We start from the raw sequence: 21,313 nt of genomic DNA, 5'->3' as shown, positions 1-21,313 counted from the left end.
AATGGTTTGCGTGGTGGCCTCCACGCTAGCCGGGCCCGCGCCGGATTCAATCCGGGATCGGCGGAATGTCCCCGGTCGGCGTTCCGAGCTCGTCCTTCACATGGTGTTCGACGAGCAGGGGAACGAAGTCGCGCACCTGCGCCGAACCGAAATGCTGGTAGGTCTCGCGCACGATGTCGGTGATCTCTTCGGGGGGAATGTTCGGGTACCGGATGGTCAACCGTTCGATGACCTCGTCGAGTTGCTGCTGCTCGTGAGTAGTCATATCGGTGGGTTACCCGATCCGAGCGCCGGGCAACAGCTACTTCTCGTCGAAACCAGATCGGTCGGCGGGTGGGTGAGGCGAACCGTTGACCCGTCGATCACGGTGATCGCGTCCAAGCCGGTGGTGGAGTGGCCGGCCGGCACCCGTGCCCCGGCAGGACCCGAGGCGGAGGCCATTCACTTGCTTTCCGCTCGACCGATGTAGGCGGGGGCGAGCAGACTGTTGTACGGCCCGATACGGGCAGGTCGTGCGGTTACCCACCGCCCGGCTGGTGGTGACCAGTGGAGGTGCTCGATGTCGGAACGGGAAGTGCGGAAGGCTTCCGAACCGAACCGATTGCCGGACAGCACTTTCGGGTGGCTACTTGCGCGCTGGCCTAGTCTCGTCGCGCTCGGCCTGGTTCTGCTGATGTGGCCGACCGGTGCCGAGAACACGGTGCGTGTGCTCGCCGAGTTCCTGGTCGTGCTCGCGCTGATCTACCTCGTCACCGCGGCGCTGGGCAAGCCGACCTACACCTGGGCGATCCTCGGCGCGCTGACCGTCGTGTTCGTCCTCCTCGAAACCCAGGATCGGGTGCCGACCACCGCCGCGCTGTCCGTGATCGCCGCCGCCGCGGTGCTCTGGGCGGCCCTGACGAGACGGGTCGACCGCGCCTTCGTCCTCCAGCTCGTGGGATTCGTCCTGTTCACCGCCACAGCCGTATTCGCCCAGCACGCCGACCTCGGCGCGGCCCGCATCGCGGTCGCCGCGGGCTGGATCGCCCACGGCCTGTGGGACTACGGGCATCGTCGCGCCGACCGCACCGTCGCCCGGTCGTTCGCCGAATTCTGCGGCCTGGTGGATGTTCTCGTCGGACTCGCCGTGCTGACGGTGCCCTGAGCCGGCCGCTAAGGGCTAAGGCGTTCCAGCACCGCGCCGACCACCAGGCACGCGCTGTCGACCACATCGCCGATCGGCTGACGGTAGTCCGACAGCACCCATTGCTGGGCGATGATGACGATCGCCCCGACCAGCCCGAGCAGCACCGTGCGCACGCTCACCGCCGGGTGGGCGTCGTGGTCGACGTGCGGGGTGAGCAGGGCGAGACAGATGTCGACCAGCGCGTCGAGCACATCGCGGTAAGCCCGGTCGACGGCGGGACTCACGCCGAGGATCTCGAAGAAGGCGATGCGCGGCACGCGCGGGTCGTCGTGGATGAGCTGGAAATAGGCGGCCAGCGCCACCCGGACCTGAGTCGTCACATCGGTGTCGGCCGTGCTGATGCCCGCGTGGATCGACTCGATCATCCGCGCCGCGATCTCGCGGTACACCTCGAGCAGCAAATCCTCACTGTCGCTGAAGGATTCGTAGAAGTACCGCTTCCCGACACCGGCGGCCGCGCAGATCGTGGTCACCGTGGTGTTGCGGTAGCCCTCGGTGCCGAAGGCCTCGGTGGCGGCTTCGATGAGCCGGGCACGGCGTTCCTGTTGGCGTTGCCCGGGAGCGGCGCCCCGGTACCGGCGACCGTCGGCGTCGAATCCGGGCGCAGTCACAGGGGTGATTGTGTCAGGTCGGGGTGATGACGCTGGTCGGCGGGCGGCGGAGAGCACATCGTTGCGATCGCGTGTGACACAGGCTACGTTACTTTCCGGTACGGGAACGATACGGTTCCCGATAGCGGGAGGGCTGACGTCGAGGTATGGGCAAATATCGTGGGCGACTGGCGGCGCTGATGGCGTCGGTCGTCGTATTGGCAGGTGCGGTGGCGTCCGCGCCGATGGGCTCGGCCGCACCGGCCGCCGAGGGGCTCGATGCCCAGTTCGTGGCAACCCATACCGGGCCCCAGCAGTACCCCAACGTTTTCATCGAGTGGGATGTCCCCATCACGATGAGCGACGGCACGGTATTGAAAGCCAACGTCTATCACCCCGCCGGTGCCGACGGTCAGCCCATCGCCGAACCCACGCCGACGATCGTCAATATGACGCCCTACACCAAGCTGGTGTCCAACATCGCGGACTCGGCGCTCGCGGTGCCCGGCCTGTCGGATCTGCTGATGCCGGTCCTGCAGAACCTCGACTTCTCGCCGTTCGGATTCAGCAGCCTCAGCGACATGATGAAGGCGCTGCCCGGCGGCGCCGCGCGCACCTTCGGTGTCGACCGCAACCTGATCCGCGGTGGATACACCCAGGTGGTCGTCGACGTGCGTGGCACCGGGTTCTCGCAGGGCACCTGGCAGGTGTTCGGTGAACGCGAGCAGCTCGACGGCGTCGAGGTGGTGGACTGGGCGGCGAAACAGCGCTGGTCCGACGGCAAGATCGGGATGAGCGGCATCTCCTATTCGGGGATCAACCAGCTGCACACCGCTCAGCGTCAGCCCGAGGCGCTGAAGGCGATCTTCCCGGTGGTGCCCGGTAGCGACCTGATCCGCGATGTCGCCGCCCCGGGTGGCGCGCTCGGCGTCGGCTTCATCCCGGCCTGGTTGCTCGCGGTCGACGGCGCCAAATTGCTGCCCGACATGGTGTCGATCCTCGCGGGCAAGTTCGACTGGGTATGGCTGGCCGACCGGGTGCGCGACCCGTTCACCTTCTTCAACGTGCTCATCGCCGCGCTGACCACCCCGACCGTCGAGCAGATCCCGCCGGAGATGTCGGCGATCCTCGACGACGATTCGGCGCTGCGCACCGCGTGGGTCGGTCAGCCGGAGAAGGTTCAGGTGCCCGCGTTCCTCTACGGCGGCTGGCACGACATCTTCACCTACTCGACCCCGCGCATCTACAACGCGCTCGATGTGCCCGCCGAGCAGAAGAAGCTCATCATGGGCAACGTGTACCACGTGACCGTGAGCTCGGGACTCGGTCAGCCGGGTGCGCCCGCGCCGCTCGAGGCATTGCAGCGCGCGTGGTTCGACAAGTGGCTCAAGGGCATCGACAACGGCATCGACCGGTACGACCCGGTGACGCTGTGGCAGCAGGGCAGCGAGCAGTGGACCACCGATGTGGCGTTCCCGCGTCCCGGCATGGAGTACCGCCGGATGTATCTGGACGCCGCGTCGTCGGGGACCGCGCCCGGTGCGCGTCACGACGGTAGTCTTGTCGCCGCTCCCGGTGGGGCGCAGCGTCTTTCGGTGGATCCGAGTTTGTCGACGATCTGTTCGCGCGATGCCGCACAGGGCACCGCCGGACTCGTTCCGCTGCCGGACGTGTGTGCCAAGGACGCCCGGATCAGCGAGGGTGCCGCGCTCACCTTCACCACCGCGCCGGTCGACAAGCCGACGCGGATCTCCGGGGCGATCGCCGCGCATCTGAACACGGTGCTCGACACCACCGACGGGTACTGGACCGTCACCGTCAATGATGTGGCGCCGGACGGACGTTCGACGGTCTGGTCGCAGGGTCAGCTGATGGCGTCGCTGCGGGCGATCGACGAGGCGAAGTCCACCCGTTCGCCCAACGGCGACTACACCGACCCGTACCCCATCCTCACGCTGGACACGCGTCAGCCGACGGTGCCGGGTGAGCCGACGACCATCGAGATCGGCATCCGCGCCACCGACGGTGTGCTGCTGCCGGGGCACCGCTTGCGTGTCGACGTGTTCGCGGGCAACTTCCCCAGCGCGATCCCGCTGCGGCCGTTGCTGAACGAGAGCGGCCTGCGGACCCAGCACCTCGAGCTCGATCCGGCGCGGCCGAGCTGGATCAATGTGCCGATGGATGTCGATCCCGGCTGGTGATCAGGCCCGCTCGAACAGGTGGGTCAGGTCGTCGACGAACTCGGCGTAGGCCTGGGTGCGGTCGGTCGCCCGCAGCACCGAGGACGGGTGCACCGTCGCGCCGACCCGGAAATTCTCGAGTTCGACCGTGCGGCCACGCAATTCGGTGACCTTGGCCTTCGGGCCGAGCACCGATTGCGTGGCGATGGCGCCGAGGCAGATCACGAGTTCCGGTGCGATGAGGTCCAATTCGCGGGTGAGCCAGGGTGCGCAGGCGACGATCTCCGTGCGGCGGGGTTGCTGGTGGATGCGGCGTTTGCCGCGCCGCTCGAAGCGGAAGTGCTTCACCGCGTTCGTGAGGTAGAGCGTTTTCCGGTCGACGCCGATGTCGTCGAGCGCGCGGTCGAGCAGTCGTCCGGCCGGTCCGACGAACGGGTGGCCGTCGAGGTCTTCCTCGTTGCCGGGTTGTTCACCGATCAGGACGGTGCTCGCGTGCGGTGCGCCCTCGCCGAACACCGTCTGGGTGGCGTCGCGATACAGGTCGCAACCGTGGCAGGCGTCGGCGGCGGCCGCGAGGGTGGCCAGGTCGTCAGTGCTCGGTACGTACTCGGCCGCACCGGGGTATTTGGTCGTGGTCATGAGGCGGCTCGCTGGGTGGACAGGTCCGGCACGCGGGTCACCTCGGCGCCCGCGCCCTCGGCCAGCTGGGCGAAGGTGACGGCGTCGCGCACGGCCGCCCCGCCGGGGTCGTTGTTGAAGTAGACGTAGCAGTCGGCGTCGGCCGGAAAAGTGTCCAGCAGGCGGTGCACCCAGCCGTTCAAGGCCTGCCTGCCGTAGTGCGGCGGTGGGTTGGCGCGACCGGCGTGCAGGCGCAGATACGCCCAGTCGGTGGTACGCCACAGTGGCGTCACCGGCCGGGAATCACGATCCGCCCAGGACAGCGCCGCTCCGCGTGCACACAGGACATCGCGGATCTCGTCGGTCCACCACGACTCGTGTCTGGGTTCCACCGCCACCCGCACCGAGGACGGAAAACAGCGCAGACAGTCGTCGAGCAGGCCCGCGTCGGCGCGCAGCGTGGGTGGCAGTTGCAATAGGATCGGGCCGAGCCGGTCGCCGAGGCCCTCGGCACGATCGAGCAGGCGCTGCACCGGTTCTTCCGGCTCCCGCAGTCGTTTGATGTGGGTGAGGAACCGGCTGGCCTTCACCGCGACAACGAAATCCGCGGGCGTGCGCTCGCGCCAGGCGGCGAAGGTTTCCCGGCTCGGTAGCCGGTAGAAGGCGTTGTTGGATTCCACCGTCGCGAAGGCCTGCGCGAAGTGCTCGAGCCAGCTTCGCATCGGCAGCCCCTCCGGATACAGCACACCGCGCCAATCACGGTATTGCCAGCCGGAGGTACCTATCCGCAGGGGCATCGCCGATTCAGCCCTCCGCGCGCAACAGCGGTTGGAGTTCGCTGCTGTAGAAATCGAGGAACGCGTCGACATCCGGGCCGGCGTTCATCAGCACCACCCGGTCGAAGCCTGCGTCGGTGGCCTTGCGGACAGCTTCGACATAGCGTTTGGGGTCGTTGCCGCAGACCATCGCCTCGAGCATGTCGTCTACTCGCACGGTGGTCGACGCGGCGGCGAAGTTCACCGGATTCGGCAACTCGCTCATCACTTTCCAGCCGCCGGTCATCCACCGATTCGTCGACAGCGCGGCCTCGGCAGCCTTGCGCTCGTCGGGATCGAAGGCGACACCCACCTCTACATAGCGTGGGCCCATGCCGCCGGAGTCCCGGTAGGTGCGCACCAGATCGGGGTCGGGTTCGGTGGCGAACAGGCCGTCGCCGAGTTCGGCGGCGATCTCGGCCGCACGTGGACCACCCGCCGCGACAGCGATCTTCGGCGGTGTGTCCGGCAGGTCGAAGACCCGTGCGTCCGACAGCGACAGGTATCGACCGTCGTAATTGCGATAACCGCCGCGCCACAGCAGGCGGATGATCTCGAGTGCCTCGCGCAACATCCGCTGCCGAACGAGCACCGGCGGGAATTCCTGGCCGACCACGTGCTCGTTGAGCCGCTCACCGGACCCGATCCCGAGGGTGAAGCGGCCGTCGGAGAGCAGCGCCGTGGTGGCGGCGGCCTGGGCGATGATCGCGGGGTGGTAGCGGATGATCGGGCAGGTCACGCCGGTCGCGAGCTCGAGGCTGTCGGTGCGCGCGGCGATCGCGCCGAGCACCGACCAGGCGAAGGGTGAATGGCCCTGATTGTCCAGCCACGGATGGAAATGGTCGCTGATCTCGACGAAATCGAAGCCGACGGACTCGGCCCGAACGGCCTGGCGGACCAGTTCGTTCGGGTCGAAGGCCTCGGCCGCCAATTTGAATCCGATCTGCATGGCGAACCTCTCCGGGTCAGTGGCGTCCGAGGGCGTTGGCCAGTTCCTGCTTGTTCATCTTGGAGCGGCCGTCGATATTGCGGCGGCGGGCCTCTTCGTACAGTTCGTCGCGCGTCTTGCCGCTGCCCTTGGCCTGCTGGCCGCCGCGACGGGAGGTGCCACTGGACTTGCCGCCGGATTTCCCGCCGGACGACGACCCACCCGACTTGGTCTCGCCGTGCTGGGCGCGGGTCTTGTTCACGGTGCGGGCGGCGATCTCCTCCGCGCGGTCCTCGCTGCGGCCCCGCTCACGCTCGGATTTCTTGATGTCCTTGTACTGACGTTCGCGTTTGTCGCTCCACGCTTGCTGCGGCATGAGTCTGCACCTCCTGGGTGGTGGGCGTTCTGGTTTGCGCCTACCCGGTAGCTGGCGGAGGAAACCACGCTCGGACTCGGACAGCCGCGATATATCAAGGCCACCGGCGGCGGAATGCGCATAGGTGTGGCGCCCGTCTGGAAGCGGGCGCCACGTCTCAGTGATCGGGGTCAGAAGAAGAAATCCATCAGCGCCCTAAGGTTCGCAATAAACCAGTCGAACAGCATCGTGGCTCACCTCCTCCCTCCTGCATCCGGATAGCTACCGGGTAGTGGTCGCGGCATTTGTGCAGCTCGGCTACCAAAAAACCCTGGTGGCTGGGCTCCTATCCGCATATATCGAGGATACCCAGATAGCCGTTAGCAATAACTCAGCGATCGATTTCCATCTCGTGTCGATACATGAATGAAGGATTTTGGTGTTACGTGGAGTACGAGATAGTTGTACGATCAGAACCAACCCGCGAGGCGCACCGTCGCGCCCCGGGCGCACAACGATCGTGCGGTGATCGAGGAGTACCGATGAAGTTACTTCGCTGGAGCGCCACCCGACCGGACATCGATCCGGGAGCGGTCGCGCTGCACGCGCGCAATGTCACCTTCGACTGGTCCGGCGTTCCCCTGCAGTGGATGCCCGCCGAACCTGTTGCGGGACACCTGATCTGCGCCCTGAACATGCTGCTGCCCGAGGGGGAGCGCATGTTCATCGCCACCTACCGCGAGGCGCTGGCCTACGTCGAGGACGAGAAGCTGCGCGAGGACATGCTCGGCTTCATCGGCCAGGAATCCATGCACGCGGAAACCCACGCCAAGGTGCTCGTCGACATGCTCGCCGCCAACGGCGTCGACACCGCGCCGTACGAGCGGCAGATGGAATACCTGTTCCGGGTGACGCTCGGCAAGCGCGGCGAGGGTCGCGCGGGCAAGCAGATGCTGGTGGAACGGCTGGCGTTCATCGCCTGTCTCGAGCACTTCTTCGCCTGGCTCGGCAACTGGGTGCTCAATGCCGACCTGGAGAAGTTCGGCGCCGACCCGCGCATGGCCGATCTGTTCCGCTGGCACGGCGCCGAGGAGGTCGAGCACCGCAGCGTCGCCCATGATGTCGCCGAGTACTTCGGTGTCGGCTACCTGCGCCGCGGCGCGACGATGACGCTGGTCTTCCCCATCTTCCTCGCGCTGCTCCTGCGCGGCACGCGGTTCCTCGTGCATCAGGATCCGCAGCTGCCCGACCACGGGTATCCGAGGCTGCTCGCCGGTGTGTTCGGCGCGATGTGGCGTGGCGCGATCCCCGGTGTGCCGTCGCTGCTGGTGAGCGCGCTGTCGACCTTCCAGCCGGGGTACAACCCGGAAAATGTCGGGTCGACCGCCCAGGCGCTGGCCTACCTCGCCGCCTCGCCCGGCGCACGCGCGGCGGCGTCATGACCGTCCGCGACATCCCCGGCGACCTGTACGGCAAGCATCGGCACGACCCGGGAATGCGGGTGATCGACACGATCGCCACCTTCCGGCTGCGGTGGAGCGCGCTGGTGAACCGTCGCGATCCGCGCTCGCGCGTCGCCGACCACCGGCTGCCCGTGGTCGTCACCGAACGCCGGATCGAGGCGCACGACCAGGATGTGGTGAGTCTGCGCCTCGAGTTGCCCGAGGGCCGCGTGCTGCCGCGCTGGCGTCCCGGTGCCCATCTGGATCTCGAGCTGCCCTCGGGCCGGTTACGGCAGTACTCGCTGTGCGGTGATCCCGCCGACGCGCACGCCTACCGGATCGCGGTGCGCCGCATTCCCGACGGCGGGGGCGGCTCGGTGGAGGTACACGACGAACTGCCGGTGGGCAGCACGCTGATGGTGCGTGGACCACGCAACGCCTTCCCCTTTGTGGTGCCCGGGCACGGTTCGCCCGCACAACGTCTGCATTTCGTCGCCGGCGGTATCGGCATCACCCCGATCCTGCCGATGGCCAGGCTCGCCCACCGTCTCGGCGTGGAGTGGACCATGGTCTACAGCGGGCGCAGCCGGGCGACGATCCCGTTCCTCGACGAGCTCGAGGCCTTCGGCCCGCACGTGATCGTGCGCACCGATGACGAACACGGCCTGCCCGGTGCCGCCGATCTGCTGCCCGGCGTCGGACCCGGCACCGCGATCTACGCGTGCGGTCCCACCCCGATGACCTCGGCCGTCGTCGGCGCGGTGCGCGCGATGCCGCAGGTGGAACTGCATTACGAACGGTTCTCGCCGCCGCCGATCGTCGACGGCGAACCGTTCGAGATCGAACTGGCCTCCACCGGCGAAGTCCTCACCGTCCCCGCCGATCGAACGGTGCTCGACACCATCCTGACCGTCCGCCCCGACCAGCCGTACTCGTGCAGGCAGGGCTTCTGCCGCACCTGCGTGGTCCGCGTGCGCGGCGGCGAACCCGACCATCGTGAGAGCGTGCTCTCCGAGACCGACCACGCCGCAGGCGACATGCTCGCCTGCGTATCCCGTTCCCGCGGTGAGCGTTTGGTGCTCGACCTGTGAGCCCGGTTGCGCGACCTACCCCACACGAGGAGTCCGAAAGTATGACGATCGACCCGGCCAACGAGCGCGTCGTGCGCAATGGCGCCTTCGATATCGCGGTGTTCGAATACGGTGATCCCGCCGGCGAGACGGTGGTGCTCGTGCACGGCTGGCCCGACACCCATCACCTGTGGGAGCGGGTGATCCCGCTGCTCGCCGACCGCTTCCACGTGGTCGCCTACGACACGCGAGGCCACGGCGCCTCCACGCGCACACAGCGCACCGCCGATTTCCGGCTCGACGAACTCGCCGGTGACTTCTACGCGGTGATCGACGCGGTGAGCCCCGACCGTCCCGTGCACGTGCTCGCGCACGACTGGGGTTCGATCCAGCTCTGGGAGGCGGTGTGCGAACCGCAGGCCGCCGAGCGGGTCGCCTCGTTCACCTCGGTGTCGGGCCCCAACCTCGACCACATCGCGGCCTGGATACGCAACCGGCTGTCGAGGCCCACACCGCGCAATGTGTGGCAGCCACTGACTCAGCTGGCGTCCTCGGCCTACACGTTCTTCTTCATGACGCCGGGCCTGCCGCGCGCGACGTTCAACGCCATCGGTACCGAAAAGTTCTGGCAGCGTGCGGTTTCCCTCATGAACGACACGCCTGCCGCGAATGTGAAGCTCGGTCCGACCTTCCGTCGCGACATGGTCGACGGGCTGCTCATCTACCGCGCCAATATCGTGCAGCGCCTGCTCGCCCCGCGCGAGCGTCGCACCACCGTGCCGGTCCAGCTCATCGTCGCGGGCCGCGATGTCGCCCTGCGCCCGGCCGGTTACGACGACTCACACAAGTGGACCGACCGGCTGTGGCGGCGCGACGTACCCGCCGGGCATTGGGTGCCGTTCTCCCATCCAGAATTGCTGGCCACCGCCACCACCGAACTCGTCGATGCGCTCTCCGGTGCCGGTATCTCGCGCGGGCTGGCGCGGGCCGAAGTCGGCCGCACGCGGAGGGAATTCGACGATCACCTCGTGGTCGTCACCGGTGCGGGCAGTGGCATCGGTCGCGAGACCGCGCTCGCCTTCGCCCGGCTCGGCGCCGAGCTGGTGCTCTCCGACATCGACGAGCTCGCCGCGAAACGTACCGCCGAACTGGTCGGCGCCGAAGGCGGTGTCGCGCATGCCTATCCGCTCGACGTGTCCGATGAAGACGCCGTGCGGGCGCATGCCGACACGGTGATCGCGGCGCACGGTGTGCCCGACGTTCTGATCAACAACGCCGGTGTCGGACAGGCGGGCGGATTCCTCGACACCCCCGCCGAGGAGTTCGACCGGGTACTGCGGATCAATCTCGGCGGCGTGGTGAACGGCTGCCGCGCCTTCGGATCGGCCATGGCCGAACGCGGACTCGGCGGGCACATCGTGAACCTGTCGAGCATGGCCGCCTACAGCCCGCAACGCGATATGAGCGCGTACGCGACGAGCAAGTCGGCGGTGTTCATGTTCTCCGACTGCCTGCGCGCGGAACTGGCCGATCGCGGGATCTCCGTGTCCACCGTCTGCCCCGGCATCGTGCACACCAATATCGTTGCCACCACACGCATTTCGGGTGTCTCGGCCGAGGTGGAAGCCGCCACCCAGCGCAAGTTCGACAAGCTCTACGAACGGCGCGGCTACACCCCGGACAAGGTGGCCGACCAGATCGTGCGTGCCGTGCGCGAGCGCCGCGACATCGTGCCGGTGACCCCGGAATCGTGGCTGCAGTACCGGGTGAACCGGATCGCCCCCGGCGCGGTGCGATTCGCGGCGCGCCGGATGAAACTGGTCAGGTAGGGCTCACGCCCGGTGCAGTTGCCGCTCCACGGCGGCAACGTGCCGGGCGTCCACACCCCACGGGTTCTCCACACCGACCTGCCGGTCCAGGTCCCACAGCACGCACGGCTCGCCCGGTGCCGCGACCATCGACCACGCGACCACCGTTCGCCCGAGCTGTTCGAGCATCGGTCCCGCGTCGGTCGGTGTGTCCGCGGCGACGCCGTCGGGGAAGTGGTGCAGGAACCGGCCGTAGGCCCGATCGCAGAACCGGGCGTAGAGCTGGGTGCACAGGATGAAACCGTGCCAGGCCTCGTCGACCGCGTGCGAGGGCATACCGATCACCTGATCGTCGCGCAGCGCGGCACCGCAACACCGCAACCATTGGCGCAGACCGATGTCCACCAGATCGCGCGGCTGCCAAGGGCAGGTCTTGAAGATCGCGTCGGGGAAGTCGAGGTCGGCGACGGTGCGATCGACCGTCGCCAGATCGACCGGTCGCCGACGAAGTCCGGGGATCGTGATGGCCATGCTTCACTGTAAGGCCCCTGGGCGTAGGGCTGCCGGGAACATTCCGGCGGGTTAGCCTGCACGTATGACCGTCCTGATCGTCCTGCTCTTCCTCGCCGCCGGCATCGGGCTGGTGGTGACGACGGTGGTCGTGCTCGTGCGGAAGCTGAGCCCGCCCCGGATCGACCCCCATGACCCGCGCTGGGTCGCCGGTGCGGCCGGTGCGACGGGGTTCTTCGATGGGACGCCTGGTCAGACGTGGACGAACAGTGGGTCGGGGTGTTCGGCCGGCTGGCCTGGGGATGTGGGTTCCGGGGGTAGTGGCTGCGGCGGTGGCAGTAGCAGCGGATGCAGTGGGGGAAGTAGCAGTAGCTGCAGTGGCGGAAGCAGTAGTAGCTGCGGGGGCGGTAGTAGCAGCAGTTGTGGCGGTGGGAGCAGTAGTAGTTGTGGCGGCGGAAGTTAGTGGCGGGTGGTGCGCAGGCGTCCGCGGGGTCGAGCGCCGGCTGTCGTCCGGGGCGGGTCGACAGTGCCATATGTGACGGCGGTCTCAGCACCTTGACCTGAACTCCGCTTCAGGTTCGAAGCTTGTGGTGTCCCGGTGAACATCACAAGGAGTCACGATGCGTGCAGTGCAGGTCAAGGAATTCGGCGGAGTCGACGTGCTCGAGGTGCGCGAGTTGTCCGCGCCGCAGCCCGGTCCGGGTGAGGTGCTCATCGATGTCGACGTGGCCGACGTGATGTTCCTCGATACCCGGCTGCGGGCGGGCTGGGGACAGGACTTCTTTCCGTTGAGCCTGCCGTACATCCCCGGCGGCGCGATCGGCGGTGTGGTGCGTGCGGTCGGCGCGGAGGTCGATCCCGCGTGGGTCGGCAAGCGCGTCGTCACTCAGACGGCGGCCAGCGGCATCGGCGGCGGCCTGCCCATCGGCGGGTACGCCGAGCAGGCGCTCGCACGGGCGGTCACGCTGGTGGAGATCGTCGACGGGCTCAGCACCGTGCAGGCTGTCGCGCTGGCCCACGATGGCCGCACCTCGCTGGCAGTCTTCGATCATGCGGGGGTGCAACCGGATTCGTGGGTGCTCATCACCGCGGCGGCCGGGGGCCTCGGCACACTGCTCACCCAGTTGTCCGCCGCGGCTGGTGCGAAGGTTGTCGCGGCCGCCCGTGGAACCGAAAAGCTGGCTCTCGCACAGCGACTGGGCGCCACCGCTGTTGTCGACTATTCGTCCGACGGCTGGGCGGAGCGGGTTCGCGAGATCACCGGCGGGGGAGCGGCGGTGGTCTTCGACGGTGTCGGCGGTGACATCGGTGGTCACGCGCTGACCGCGACCGCCGACGGCGGCTTGTTCCTCGGATACGGCTCGGCCGCAGGCGACTTCGCCAACGGCGACACAGCGGCTGCGAGTGTGCGTCACGTCACGATTCGCGGCCTGTTCGACATCGTCGGCGGCGAAATCGACTGGCAGTCCATCGCCCGCCGCGCACAGTCGGCGGTGGCCGCCGGTGAGCTGGAAGTGGTGGTTGGCCAGGCATTTCCGCTCGAGGAGGTGCGCCGGGCACACGCCGTGATCGAGGACCGTTCCGCCCTCGGGCGTACCGTATTGACGATCGGCGCGACAGTGTAACTTACCCTGCAGCACAACGGAATACACGTTAAGTTCAATATGTGCAGGGAATAATTGTCGCCGGGGTGACAGTCGCGGTCTTGTTGTTGGTAATCGGAGTCATCAAACTCGCCAGCAGCCCAGGGGGAAGTGTCAAGCAGCGCGACCGGATGGACCGCGCACGCACCGAACGGGAGAAGGCGAACCGGTCCTGACCGGACCGGTCCGCCACCCCCGCACGAGTGGTCAATCTCGCAACCCACCGGGTACCATGCGACTCGCCCGCGGAGACCGCGGTCAGGGGCGGTAGCTCAGTCGGTTAGAGCCGCGGACTCATAATCCGCTGGTCGTGGGTTCGAGCCCCACCCGCCCCACATTCAGCCCTTCACCAGCGGTTATGTGCCTGGAACACCTATTGTGCCGACCTGTGCCGGCTGGGATCTGCACGGTCGGACCTCATCGAATATCGTTCGCGCATGTCTTCCCGGTGGCGAGTCGCGTATGTCAGAGCGGCCGTTCAGCAAGCGCCCTGGCATTCCGTCGCCCTCGGGCTGGCGAGTTGGATCGTCGTAGTCGGAGCGCCGGCGGTGTTCGTCGGGATCGTGGTGACGATCGAATCCGGTGCCGCTGCAAAGCGATTCGCTATCACCCTATGGGCGGTGCTCGTGGTGGGCGTCCTGCTTGTCGCGGGCGGGCTGTGGGCGTGGCGGGTCAGCGGGCTCGTCGACAAGGAAGTCAGGGGGCGCTACCACGGGCTGCGGGAGGTCGAGTCCGAGCGGCTGCTGGTGCGCCGACCGGTACGGCAGGACGCGGTTGCGCTCGCCGCCGCGATCGATGCGGAGATGCTCGCCGGGAACGGGTGGACCGACCGCGAGGCTCGGACAATGGTGAAGGCTGTCCGGTCGGGTTACCCGGTACCCGGGCTGCTCGTCTTCGAGGCGCGGTCGGACGGGGCCCTCGTCGGTGGCGCGACGGTGCATCCGGGTGCCACAGACCCGTCGTCGCGAACCCTCGGCTGGTGGATCGGACCACGACACCGGCGCGCGGGCTACGCGAGCGAAGCGGTCGCGGCGCTGGTCGAGGCGATCCACGACGCCGGCTTCGCTACCGTCGAGATCGGTACCTCCGAGTCGAATCTCGCGGTGCGGCGAATCTGCGACAAGATCGGCGCGACGGAAAAGGACCGGCGAGCACAACGGTTGCCGAACGGATCGCTTGTCCCGTCGATCTGGTACGAGCACCGACAGGTAGCAACAGATGAGCCGTCTGTGTCACCCGCCGGATGACACACCCTCGCCCGTGACGGGATCGACGCCGTCGATGGCCCGCGTCAGACGTTGCGCCGCCTCACCGGGATCATGCACCGCCAACGCCTGATTGACGATCAGCCAGTCCGCGATGTCCTCACCCGAGACGTACTTGCGGAAGCAGTTGTAGATGGCGTAATAAGCGAACTCGACCGGATCGGGGAAGGTCAGGTCGTCGTCTTGCAGCGCGGCAATGGGCTCGAGATAGCGGCCGCCGATATTCGTGGGGTCCACACCGGCCCGAGCCGCCTCGAGGGCATCGATCGGAAGCTCGACGTCTACGTGGTGGCGCATCCCGACCACCGAGTCGCGATAGCGAAGCGCGGCAGGGTTTCCCCGAACATAATCGGTCCACGTCGGGAGGACATCGGCACACAGCGACAGATGAACCTGTCGCCGGTGAGCGGCCCCTAGCCGCAGAAAGCGGTCATTCGGGGTCATGCTTCACCGCCCCCAGCAGCTCTCGCCACCGCGCCATCACCAGTTCGGTGTAGTGATCCGCCGCGATCCGGTAGGCGCCGAGGGCATAGCCGTCGTTGACTTCGACAAGTGCGGTGTCCCCGTTCGCGAGCACGCCGAAGTCGATGGCGTAGGCGCATCGGTCCGGAATCGGCGTATTGCAGGTATGCGACGGTGAAATCCATCCTGCGCCTCCCGATCTCGAGGTCGAATGCTCATCCTACGTGCGCTTGCTGACCTCGTCTGCTCATCCTACGTGCGCTCGCTGACCTCGTCCGTGGTTGACGGGTTTGGCCTAGGGTGTGGGGCATCGGGTGCGAGATGAGGGGCGTGCGATGGCTGCTGTGCTGGTGAAGGGGCAGAACCTGGGGCTGGCGGCGGGGGAGGTGGTGCTGTCGGTGCGTGGTGGTGTGGCGGCGGATCTGTCGGCGCTGCTGGTCACCGAGGTGGGCAAGGTTCGAACGGATGCCGACTTCGTGTTCTTCAATCAACCCCGGGCACAAGGGGTCCGTTTGGACGGGGCGGCGCTCCACGTCACGCCGGACCAGGTGCCGGGTGAGATCGCGCAGATCCGGGCGGTGATCACCGCCGACGGGCAGACCTTCGGGAGTGGACCGGCGCCGGTCGCGGTCGTGGCCGATGCCGCGGGAAACACCGTGTGCGAGTACCTGATCGAGGGCTTGGATCGAGAGACCGTGGTGATCGCGCTCGAGCTGTATCGCCGGGGTGAGCAGTGGAAGGTGCGCGCGGTCGGGCAGGGGTATGCCGGCGGATTCGCCGATCTGGTCACCGATCACGGGGTGAGTGTCGACGACGAACCGGAAGTCGTCGCCGCACCGAGGACGGTGCCCGGCGAGCACGCGCTGTCGTTCGAGAAGCGGCAGAAGCTGGATATGCGTAAGCAGGAAGTCGCCAAGATCCTCATCGACAAGAGCGCGTTCGGAACGCGGGCGCGGGTCGTGCTGGTGATCGACAAGACCGGCAGCATGCAGAAGATGTACCGCGCCGGAACCGTGCACCGGGTGGTGGAGCGGATGATCCCGGTCGCCACCCAGCTCGACGACGACGGCACTCTCGAGGCCTACCTCTACGCCCTGTCCTACGCGAAACTCCCGGACATCACCGTGGCCGACGCCGAGCGCTGGACGCAGACCTATCTGCACCTGAACGGCACCCACGACGGTATCGACTACGGCAGCCTCGGCGGGCGCAACGACGAACTGCCGATCATGCGCGCGGTGATCGACACCCTGCACGGCAGCACCCGGCCCACGCTCGTCCTGTTCTTCACCGACGGCGGCTTCGCCAAGAAACGTGAGATCGCCGCGCTCATGCGCGAGGCCGCCCACCTGCCCGCGTTCTGGCAGTTCATCGGACTCGGCCCCGCCAACTTCGGTGTGCTGCGCACCCTGGACGAACTCGACGGCCGGGTGGTCGACAACGCGGGCTTCTTCGCCGTCCCCGACATCGACCAGCTCGACGACGCCGAGCTCTACCGACGCCTGCTCAGCGAGTTCCCCGACTGGCTGCGCGCCGCCCGAGCGGCCGGAATCGTCCGGTAGCGGTGCCTATTCCGCGGCGACGGGAATGTCTTCCGAGGCTCGCGCGATGACGTCGTCGAGGACATCCCTCGAGCGGATCAGATCGGCGATCGTGCGGTCGATCCGGGCTCGCTCGGTGCAGAGTTCATCGATGAGTTCAGGCGTGGCGTTCTCGTTGGCCCGGCCATCGGCATCGCGGATGCAGCACAGGATCTGGCCGATCTTCTTGCTGGACAGTCCGGCCGCGTACAGCTCCTGGATGTGGATCACCCGGTCCACGGCGAGATCGGGGTAGTCACGGTGGCCGCCCGGGGTTCGGGCAGAGGCAAGCAAACCCTGTTCCTCGTAGTAGCGAAGTGACCGTTCGCTGACGCCGGTCCGCGCCGCGAGCTCCCCGATTCGCATGCGCCACCAGGCCTTTCACGCATCGACTTGAATCTCACACCAATGTCAGGTTTTACCGTATCCGCATGACGAAGAACGCGGTACCCAGCCTTTTCGATGCGGCCGTTGTCGGTGCTCTCCAACTCCCCAACCGGCTCGTGATGGCGCCGATGACGCGCAACCGGGCCGCCGAGGACGGTAGCCCGACCGAACTGATGGCGACCTACTACGCCCAGCGCGCCGACGCCGGTCTGATCATCGCCGAGGCGGCCAGCCCCAACCGGGTGGGCATCACCTTCGCGGGCATCCCCGGCATCTACACCGATGCCCACATCACCGGCTGGCGCGGGATCACCGAGGCGATCCACGCGGCGGGTGGGCGGACCTTCCTGCAGGTGCAGCACGGTGGTCGCGTCGGGCATCCGGACAACAGCGGTGCCACCCCGGTCGCCCCTTCACCGGTGCGGCTGTCGACGCCGATCCGGACCGCGGCAGGCTCGCAGGACGCGGTGATTCCCCGGGAGCTGAGCATCGACGACATCCACGGCACCGTTCAGGATTTCGCACAGGCGGCCCGCAATGCGATCGCGGCCGGGTTCGACGGCGTGGAGGTGCACAGCGCCAACGGCATGCTGCTGCACCAGTTCCTGTCCGACAACACCAACCAGCGCACCGACGAATACGGCGGCACCGTCGACAACCGCATCCGGTTCACCGTGGAGGTGGTCGAGGCCGTGGCGGCGGCGATCGGACCGGAGCGAGTCGGGGTGCGCATCGCGCCCGGTGTCGGCGCCAACGACATCGTCGAATCCGACACCGAGGAGCTGTACTCAGCGCTGGTCGCCGCACTCGGCGGTCGCGGTCTGGCCTACCTGCACGTGGTATTCGCCGACCCGGGAACCCCGGTGTTCGAGCGGATCCGGGCGGGCTGGGACGGCGTGCTGATCGCCAACCCGGTGCTCGGCTGGGGTTCGCCGTTGCCCGCCGACGGTGGCAGGTCCGCGGCCGAGGAACTACTCGCCGCGGGCGCCGACCTGGTCTCACTCGGCCGGTCGTTCCTGGCCAATCCCGACCTCGTCGCCAGGTTGCGCGACGGCGCGCCGATCAACCAGTTCCGTGCGGACTACTTCTACGGTGGCGATGCGACCGGCTACACCGACTACCCGGCCCTCGAATCCGTGGCGTGACCGGCCGGATGCCTCGGCGGCCGAATCGCCGCCGAGGAATGGAGGCCGTGTGAGCTGGAGAAACTCGGTTGTCAGCGGGTGGGCAACTCGTTAGCGTGGCTACGTTTTGTGTTCGACTACCGAGAGGAATGCGATGGAACCCATCACTGAACGCGAGATCAGAGCGTCGTTCGTCAACTGTTCGAAAGGCGACGCCAAACGTCTCAATGTTCCCCGTGACCTGGCCGAACGTCCGTGGGAAGATCTCGACTTCCTCGGCTGGACCGACCCGTCCTACGCGGGGCGCTGCTACATCGCCGTGCCGCGTGACGGCAAGCTGGTGAGCATCGCGCTGCGCCACGAAACGGGTGGTTCGGGCAAGACGCAGATGTGTGCGCTGTGCCTCACCAGCCACACCGGCGGCGGGGTCTCGCTGATGACGGCGAACAAGGCCGGGGAATCGGGGCGGCGCGGGAACACGATCGGCAGCTACATGTGCACCGATCTCGCGTGCTCGCTGTACGCCCGCAACAAGAAGAAGCCCTCGATGGGCAGCCGATACCGCGAGGATCTGACCGTGGAGCAGAAGGCCGAGCGCGTGGTGGAGAACCTCTACGCGTTCGTCGACAAGCTCTACACCTAGCGAACCCGCCCCGGCTGACAGAAAGGAAGTTGCTGCCATGTGCCGACACAGTAGAGCCCAGCTGAAGCGACCCGGGTCCTGTTGAACCACAACAGAACCCGGGTCGGGAGTCCTTGCCGGTCGAGGCGGCCCGGTTCATCCGGACCGGCCCGAGCGGACAGGAATCAGATCATGGCGTTCATGATGGTGCCGCCGCTGGTGGCGACCACACCGCCGATCATCGCGCCCGCGACCATCCGCGGCGACTGCATCGCACCGCCGGTCCACTTCTCCCACGCGAACTTGCCACCCGCGTAGGTGATGGCGATGATGCCCGACAGCAGCACGAACCACGTGAAGTAACGCACCATCTGCAAGAGCTTCTCCGACAGCGGCGGCGCCTCGGGTGTCGGATTGCCGATCTGGGCCAAGGTATCGGTGAAGACCAAGGTATCGGCGACAGCGGCCAGAATCATGTTTGCTCACTCGGTAACTCGGGGGAACGGCGATGAACTGCTGTGGCCGATGGTATCCCGTCCGGCGCGGCGTCGCAGCCACCCCCTCGACAGAACCGATCGGTTTTGTTGGTGCGCTGGGGGTTCGCGGCCGTATCCTGGACTCGTCCGAATACGGCAGCGCTGGAACGTAGTTCGCTATACGCGGAAAAGGGGAGCAGGCTATGAGCATCATTCTGACGTCGATGGCCGACACCGTCACGACGTTTGCGCAGGTCGGCAACCCTACGCCGGAGGCGCCGCCGCTCTCGGACAAGATCATGCAGATGGTCCAGTACCTCACCTGGTTCATGATTCTGTCGGGCATTCTGGCCATCACCGTCGCGGGCGGAAAGTTTGCCTGGGAGAAGTGGAACGGCAGCTCCATGGAGTCGCCCAAGATGATCGCGGGCGCCATGATCGGCGGTGTGGTCGCCACCAGCGGTGGCACCATCATGAACGCGGTTCTGGGCAGCTAGATCCGCGCGCCCTTGGCCCGGTTGCAGGCCCGGCACAGGATCTGCAGGTTCGACGCGCTCGTCGCGCCGCCCCGGCTGAGCGGGATGATGTGGTCGAACTCCAGGTAGTGCCGGTCGCCGCACTCCACGCACGCGCCACCGTCGCGCTGCCACACCAGGGCTTTCACGTCCTGGGGAATGCTGCGGCTGTCGCGCTGGCCGGGTGTGAGGACCAGGCGCTTAGCCACGCGCAGCGCACCTTCGAGCGCGGCCGCCACATAGTCCGGGTCGGCCACACCGAAGGTCGCGCCGCCGCGTGCGGAGGTCGCGGCCACCACGACGGTGCCGTGTTCGGGATGCACCGAAACCACCCGGGACCAGGGCAGTTCCACACCGGTGCCGTCGCCGACGAAGCGCAGCTTCTTGGAACTGCCGATCAGCCTGCCCTCGGAGTGGCGTGGACCGCGCGCCAGCATCCGGATGTGTACAGCGGGCAGGTCGAGGTGGACGCGTTCGTCCGGGTCCAGGTGCAGGCCGCGGGTGTCGACGGCGGGCAGCTCGCCTGCGCGCAGTCGTGACAGCGTGCGGCCCCGGTGCATTCGCCTGCGCAGATCGTCGACGATGGGGCCGCCCAGGTCGAGCTCACCGACGACGTGCTCGAACGCGTCGAGTTCATCGGCGAACACCTCACCGTCGGCGAACGCGAACGCGACCATCCGCTCCACCTGGGTGAGGCCGTCCTCGCGCAGAAACGCTCTGCCCTGTTCCTCGTCGATGCGCTGGAACCGCAGTGACGCCCACACCTGCGTCCACTCCGGTGATCGGGCGCCGGGGCCGGTGAGGACCCGCACGGCGCGGTTGCGCCAGTGGGTGAGGAACTCGTCGATCTCGGCCGCACACGCCTTGCACGGAGCATGACCGCCGAAAAGCTTGCGGCGCAGAGTATTACCGCAGCGTGCGCAGTGGCCTCGGGTCGGCGGGAGGAATGGGCGAACGCTCGATGTCCATTCGTCGCCGTCCCACCAGCGCAGGCGGTCGGGCGCGTCCGGGTCGGGATGCCAGTCGGCCAGGTCGGGGTCCGCCGGTGGTGGCGGCGGGGTATCGATGACACGGCGGGTCAGGGCGGGCGCGCCGGACGGCTCGGCACCGGTCCGGCCGGTGCGTGGTTCGTCGGCCCTGCCCACGGCGGCCGGTTCGTCGACCGTGACACCGAATTCGACGGCCAGCCCCCGCAGCCCGCCTGCCCAGCCCTGGCCGATCGCACGGAAACGCCAGCCACCGTCGCGCCGGTAGAACTCCCCGAACATCATCGCCTGCACGTCCTCGATGCTGTCGACAGCGAAGCGGGCGATCGGACCGTCGGCGGCGTGGACGGTGAGGGTGAGGTCGTCGAGGCGGTCGAAGGTGGTGTCGTCCACTGATGCCGTGACGACGATGCGGGCGATGTCGGCCTCGGTGCGGGGCAGGGAGATGCTCAGCCGAGCCGTACCCGGTTCGGGTTCCTGGTCGAGGGTGACCGCCTGCGAGGCGTGGCGAGGGGCGTTGAAGAAGACGAAATCGCGGTCGGTGCGGACCAGCCCGGATTCGGTGACCAGGAGTGCGTGGGCGTCGACAGCCTGCGCGCCCCGCCATGAAACAACCACGGCGAGAAGCGATGTCGGTACCGGCGAATTCGCGCCCTTGCGTAGTTCCATGGTCCTCGCATGATGCCACGGAGGTCCGACACGGTTTGCCGGAGCGCCGCCCAGGCCATCCCGGTGGGTGTGAGCCATCTCG

General features: G+C 67.5%; 23 protein-coding genes and 1 tRNA gene. 12 read left to right on the top strand and 12 right to left on the bottom strand.

What is annotated here, in order from left to right; all coding sequences use genetic code 11:
* Positions 1-46 precede the first annotated feature (46 nt).
* Positions 47-265, bottom strand: a complete 219-nt coding sequence (locus tag ACSVDM_RS05885) for a three-helix bundle dimerization domain-containing protein (RefSeq protein ID WP_067642265.1) — start codon at positions 263-265, stop codon at positions 47-49.
* A gap of 294 nt (positions 266-559) precedes the next feature.
* Between ACSVDM_RS05885 and ACSVDM_RS05880 the strand changes: the two genes are divergently transcribed.
* Positions 560-1,144, top strand: a complete 585-nt coding sequence (locus ACSVDM_RS05880) for a hypothetical protein (RefSeq protein ID WP_439263413.1) — start codon at positions 560-562, stop codon at positions 1,142-1,144.
* 8 nt (positions 1,145-1,152) lie between these two features.
* Here ACSVDM_RS05880 and ACSVDM_RS05875 read toward each other — a convergent pair whose 3' ends face one another.
* Entirely contained in the window at positions 1,153-1,797 is a 645-nt protein-coding gene (locus ACSVDM_RS05875) for a TetR/AcrR family transcriptional regulator (protein ID WP_067486909.1), read from the bottom strand.
* Positions 1,798-1,943: 146 nt separating this feature from the next.
* Between ACSVDM_RS05875 and ACSVDM_RS05870 the strand changes: the two genes are divergently transcribed.
* Positions 1,944-3,977 carry a CocE/NonD family hydrolase gene (locus ACSVDM_RS05870; RefSeq protein ID WP_439263410.1) on the top strand — a complete coding sequence of 678 codons (2,034 nt, stop codon included), beginning with the start codon at positions 1,944-1,946 and terminating at the stop codon, positions 3,975-3,977.
* Here the strand turns inward: ACSVDM_RS05870 and ACSVDM_RS05865 are convergent, their stop codons facing one another.
* From ACSVDM_RS05865 to ACSVDM_RS05850, 4 genes are read right to left on the bottom strand one after another with little or no spacing between them, the layout of a single operon-like run.
* Positions 3,978-4,595, bottom strand: a complete 618-nt coding sequence (locus tag ACSVDM_RS05865; protein WP_439263408.1) for a UdgX family uracil-DNA binding protein — start codon at positions 4,593-4,595, stop codon at positions 3,978-3,980.
* Positions 4,592-5,371, bottom strand: a complete 780-nt coding sequence (locus ACSVDM_RS05860) for a DUF72 domain-containing protein (protein WP_439263407.1) — start codon at positions 5,369-5,371, stop codon at positions 4,592-4,594. The genes ACSVDM_RS05865 and ACSVDM_RS05860 overlap by 4 nt, the downstream gene beginning before the upstream one ends.
* A gap of 7 nt (positions 5,372-5,378) precedes the next feature.
* A complete protein-coding gene (locus tag ACSVDM_RS05855) occupies positions 5,379-6,338 on the bottom strand; it encodes a TIGR03557 family F420-dependent LLM class oxidoreductase (protein ID WP_067642259.1) in 960 nt (319 codons plus the stop codon).
* A 16-nt stretch (positions 6,339-6,354) separates the two neighbouring features.
* The gene (locus ACSVDM_RS05850) at positions 6,355-6,693 is read right to left on the bottom strand and encodes a plasmid stabilization protein (RefSeq protein ID WP_067642258.1); all 339 of its coding nucleotides are present in this window, start codon (positions 6,691-6,693) and stop codon (positions 6,355-6,357) included.
* 521 nt (positions 6,694-7,214) lie between these two features.
* Here ACSVDM_RS05850 and ACSVDM_RS05845 point away from each other — a divergent pair.
* Genes ACSVDM_RS05845 through ACSVDM_RS05835 form a run of 3 tightly spaced genes read left to right on the top strand, consistent with a single transcriptional unit; the run spans position 7,215 to position 11,013 of the window.
* Positions 7,215-8,114: a metal-dependent hydrolase gene (locus tag ACSVDM_RS05845; RefSeq protein WP_067642257.1), complete on the top strand. Its 900-nt coding sequence runs from the start codon at positions 7,215-7,217 to the stop codon at positions 8,112-8,114.
* Complete coding sequence (locus tag ACSVDM_RS05840; protein WP_439263404.1) at positions 8,111-9,205, top strand: PDR/VanB family oxidoreductase; 1,095 nt, start codon at positions 8,111-8,113, stop codon at positions 9,203-9,205. The genes ACSVDM_RS05845 and ACSVDM_RS05840 overlap by 4 nt, the downstream gene beginning before the upstream one ends.
* 41 nt (positions 9,206-9,246) lie before the next feature.
* The gene (locus ACSVDM_RS05835; RefSeq protein ID WP_439263402.1) at positions 9,247-11,013 is read left to right on the top strand and encodes an SDR family oxidoreductase; all 1,767 of its coding nucleotides are present in this window, start codon (positions 9,247-9,249) and stop codon (positions 11,011-11,013) included.
* A 3-nt stretch (positions 11,014-11,016) separates the two neighbouring features.
* Here the strand turns inward: ACSVDM_RS05835 and ACSVDM_RS05830 are convergent, their stop codons facing one another.
* Positions 11,017-11,523, bottom strand: coding sequence for a hypothetical protein (locus ACSVDM_RS05830; RefSeq protein ID WP_439263400.1), 507 nt, complete (start codon positions 11,521-11,523; stop codon positions 11,017-11,019).
* Positions 11,524-12,122: 599 nt separating this feature from the next.
* Between ACSVDM_RS05830 and ACSVDM_RS05825 the strand changes: the two genes are divergently transcribed.
* The 3 genes from ACSVDM_RS05825 to ACSVDM_RS05815 all read left to right on the top strand — a co-directional run bounded on the left by ACSVDM_RS05825 (position 12,123) and on the right by ACSVDM_RS05815 (position 14,392).
* Positions 12,123-13,127, top strand: coding sequence for a zinc-binding dehydrogenase (locus ACSVDM_RS05825; RefSeq protein ID WP_439263398.1), 1,005 nt, complete (start codon positions 12,123-12,125; stop codon positions 13,125-13,127).
* Positions 13,128-13,406: 279 nt separating this feature from the next.
* Positions 13,407-13,480: transfer RNA gene (locus tag ACSVDM_RS05820), tRNA-Ile, on the top strand.
* Positions 13,481-13,765: 285 nt separating this feature from the next.
* Positions 13,766-14,392, top strand: coding sequence for a GNAT family N-acetyltransferase (locus ACSVDM_RS05815; protein WP_439263396.1), 627 nt, complete (start codon positions 13,766-13,768; stop codon positions 14,390-14,392).
* Here the strand turns inward: ACSVDM_RS05815 and ACSVDM_RS05810 are convergent.
* Positions 14,378-14,854, bottom strand: a complete 477-nt coding sequence (locus ACSVDM_RS05810) for a hypothetical protein (RefSeq protein WP_439263394.1) — start codon at positions 14,852-14,854, stop codon at positions 14,378-14,380. The two genes, ACSVDM_RS05815 and ACSVDM_RS05810, sit on opposite strands and share 15 nt — an antisense overlap.
* Complete coding sequence (locus tag ACSVDM_RS05805) at positions 14,841-14,999, bottom strand: ATP-grasp domain-containing protein (protein ID WP_439263749.1); 159 nt, start codon at positions 14,997-14,999, stop codon at positions 14,841-14,843. Before ACSVDM_RS05805 ends, ACSVDM_RS05810 begins: the two co-directional genes overlap by 14 nt.
* Before the next feature lie 208 nt (positions 15,000-15,207).
* Between ACSVDM_RS05805 and ACSVDM_RS05800 the strand changes: the two genes are divergently transcribed.
* Positions 15,208-16,434, top strand: coding sequence for a vWA domain-containing protein (locus ACSVDM_RS05800; RefSeq protein WP_439263392.1), 1,227 nt, complete (start codon positions 15,208-15,210; stop codon positions 16,432-16,434).
* A 6-nt stretch (positions 16,435-16,440) separates the two neighbouring features.
* On the opposite strand, the gene ACSVDM_RS05795 is transcribed toward ACSVDM_RS05800, so the two are convergent.
* Positions 16,441-16,818: a MerR family transcriptional regulator gene (locus tag ACSVDM_RS05795; RefSeq protein WP_357151716.1), complete on the bottom strand. Its 378-nt coding sequence runs from the start codon at positions 16,816-16,818 to the stop codon at positions 16,441-16,443.
* Positions 16,819-16,883: 65 nt separating this feature from the next.
* Here ACSVDM_RS05795 and ACSVDM_RS05790 point away from each other — a divergent pair, with 65 nt between their 5' ends.
* Positions 16,884-17,984, top strand: coding sequence for an alkene reductase (locus ACSVDM_RS05790; protein WP_439263390.1), 1,101 nt, complete (start codon positions 16,884-16,886; stop codon positions 17,982-17,984).
* A 133-nt stretch (positions 17,985-18,117) separates the two neighbouring features.
* The gene (locus ACSVDM_RS05785) at positions 18,118-18,606 is read left to right on the top strand and encodes an FBP domain-containing protein (protein WP_067487172.1); all 489 of its coding nucleotides are present in this window, start codon (positions 18,118-18,120) and stop codon (positions 18,604-18,606) included.
* A gap of 164 nt (positions 18,607-18,770) precedes the next feature.
* Here the strand turns inward: ACSVDM_RS05785 and ACSVDM_RS05780 are convergent, their stop codons facing one another.
* On the bottom strand, positions 18,771-19,061 hold the full coding sequence (locus tag ACSVDM_RS05780; protein WP_067487175.1) for a hypothetical protein: 291 nt from the start codon (positions 19,059-19,061) through the stop codon (positions 18,771-18,773).
* A gap of 203 nt (positions 19,062-19,264) precedes the next feature.
* On the opposite strand from ACSVDM_RS05780, the gene ACSVDM_RS05775 reads away from it, so the two are divergent.
* Positions 19,265-19,558: a hypothetical protein gene (locus tag ACSVDM_RS05775; RefSeq protein ID WP_067487178.1), complete on the top strand. Its 294-nt coding sequence runs from the start codon at positions 19,265-19,267 to the stop codon at positions 19,556-19,558.
* Here the strand turns inward: ACSVDM_RS05775 and ACSVDM_RS05770 are convergent.
* The gene (locus tag ACSVDM_RS05770) at positions 19,555-21,231 is read right to left on the bottom strand and encodes a TerD family protein (RefSeq protein WP_439263387.1); all 1,677 of its coding nucleotides are present in this window, start codon (positions 21,229-21,231) and stop codon (positions 19,555-19,557) included. The two genes, ACSVDM_RS05775 and ACSVDM_RS05770, sit on opposite strands and share 4 nt — an antisense overlap.
* Between the last annotated feature and the right edge of the window lie 82 nt (positions 21,232-21,313).

This window comes from Nocardia sp. JW2 (assembly GCF_051843015.1).
Taxonomy (GTDB): domain Bacteria; phylum Actinomycetota; class Actinomycetes; order Mycobacteriales; family Mycobacteriaceae; genus Nocardia; species Nocardia coubleae.
Note: the sequence above shows the minus strand (reverse complement) of the source record. Positions and strands in the feature narration are given on the sequence as shown.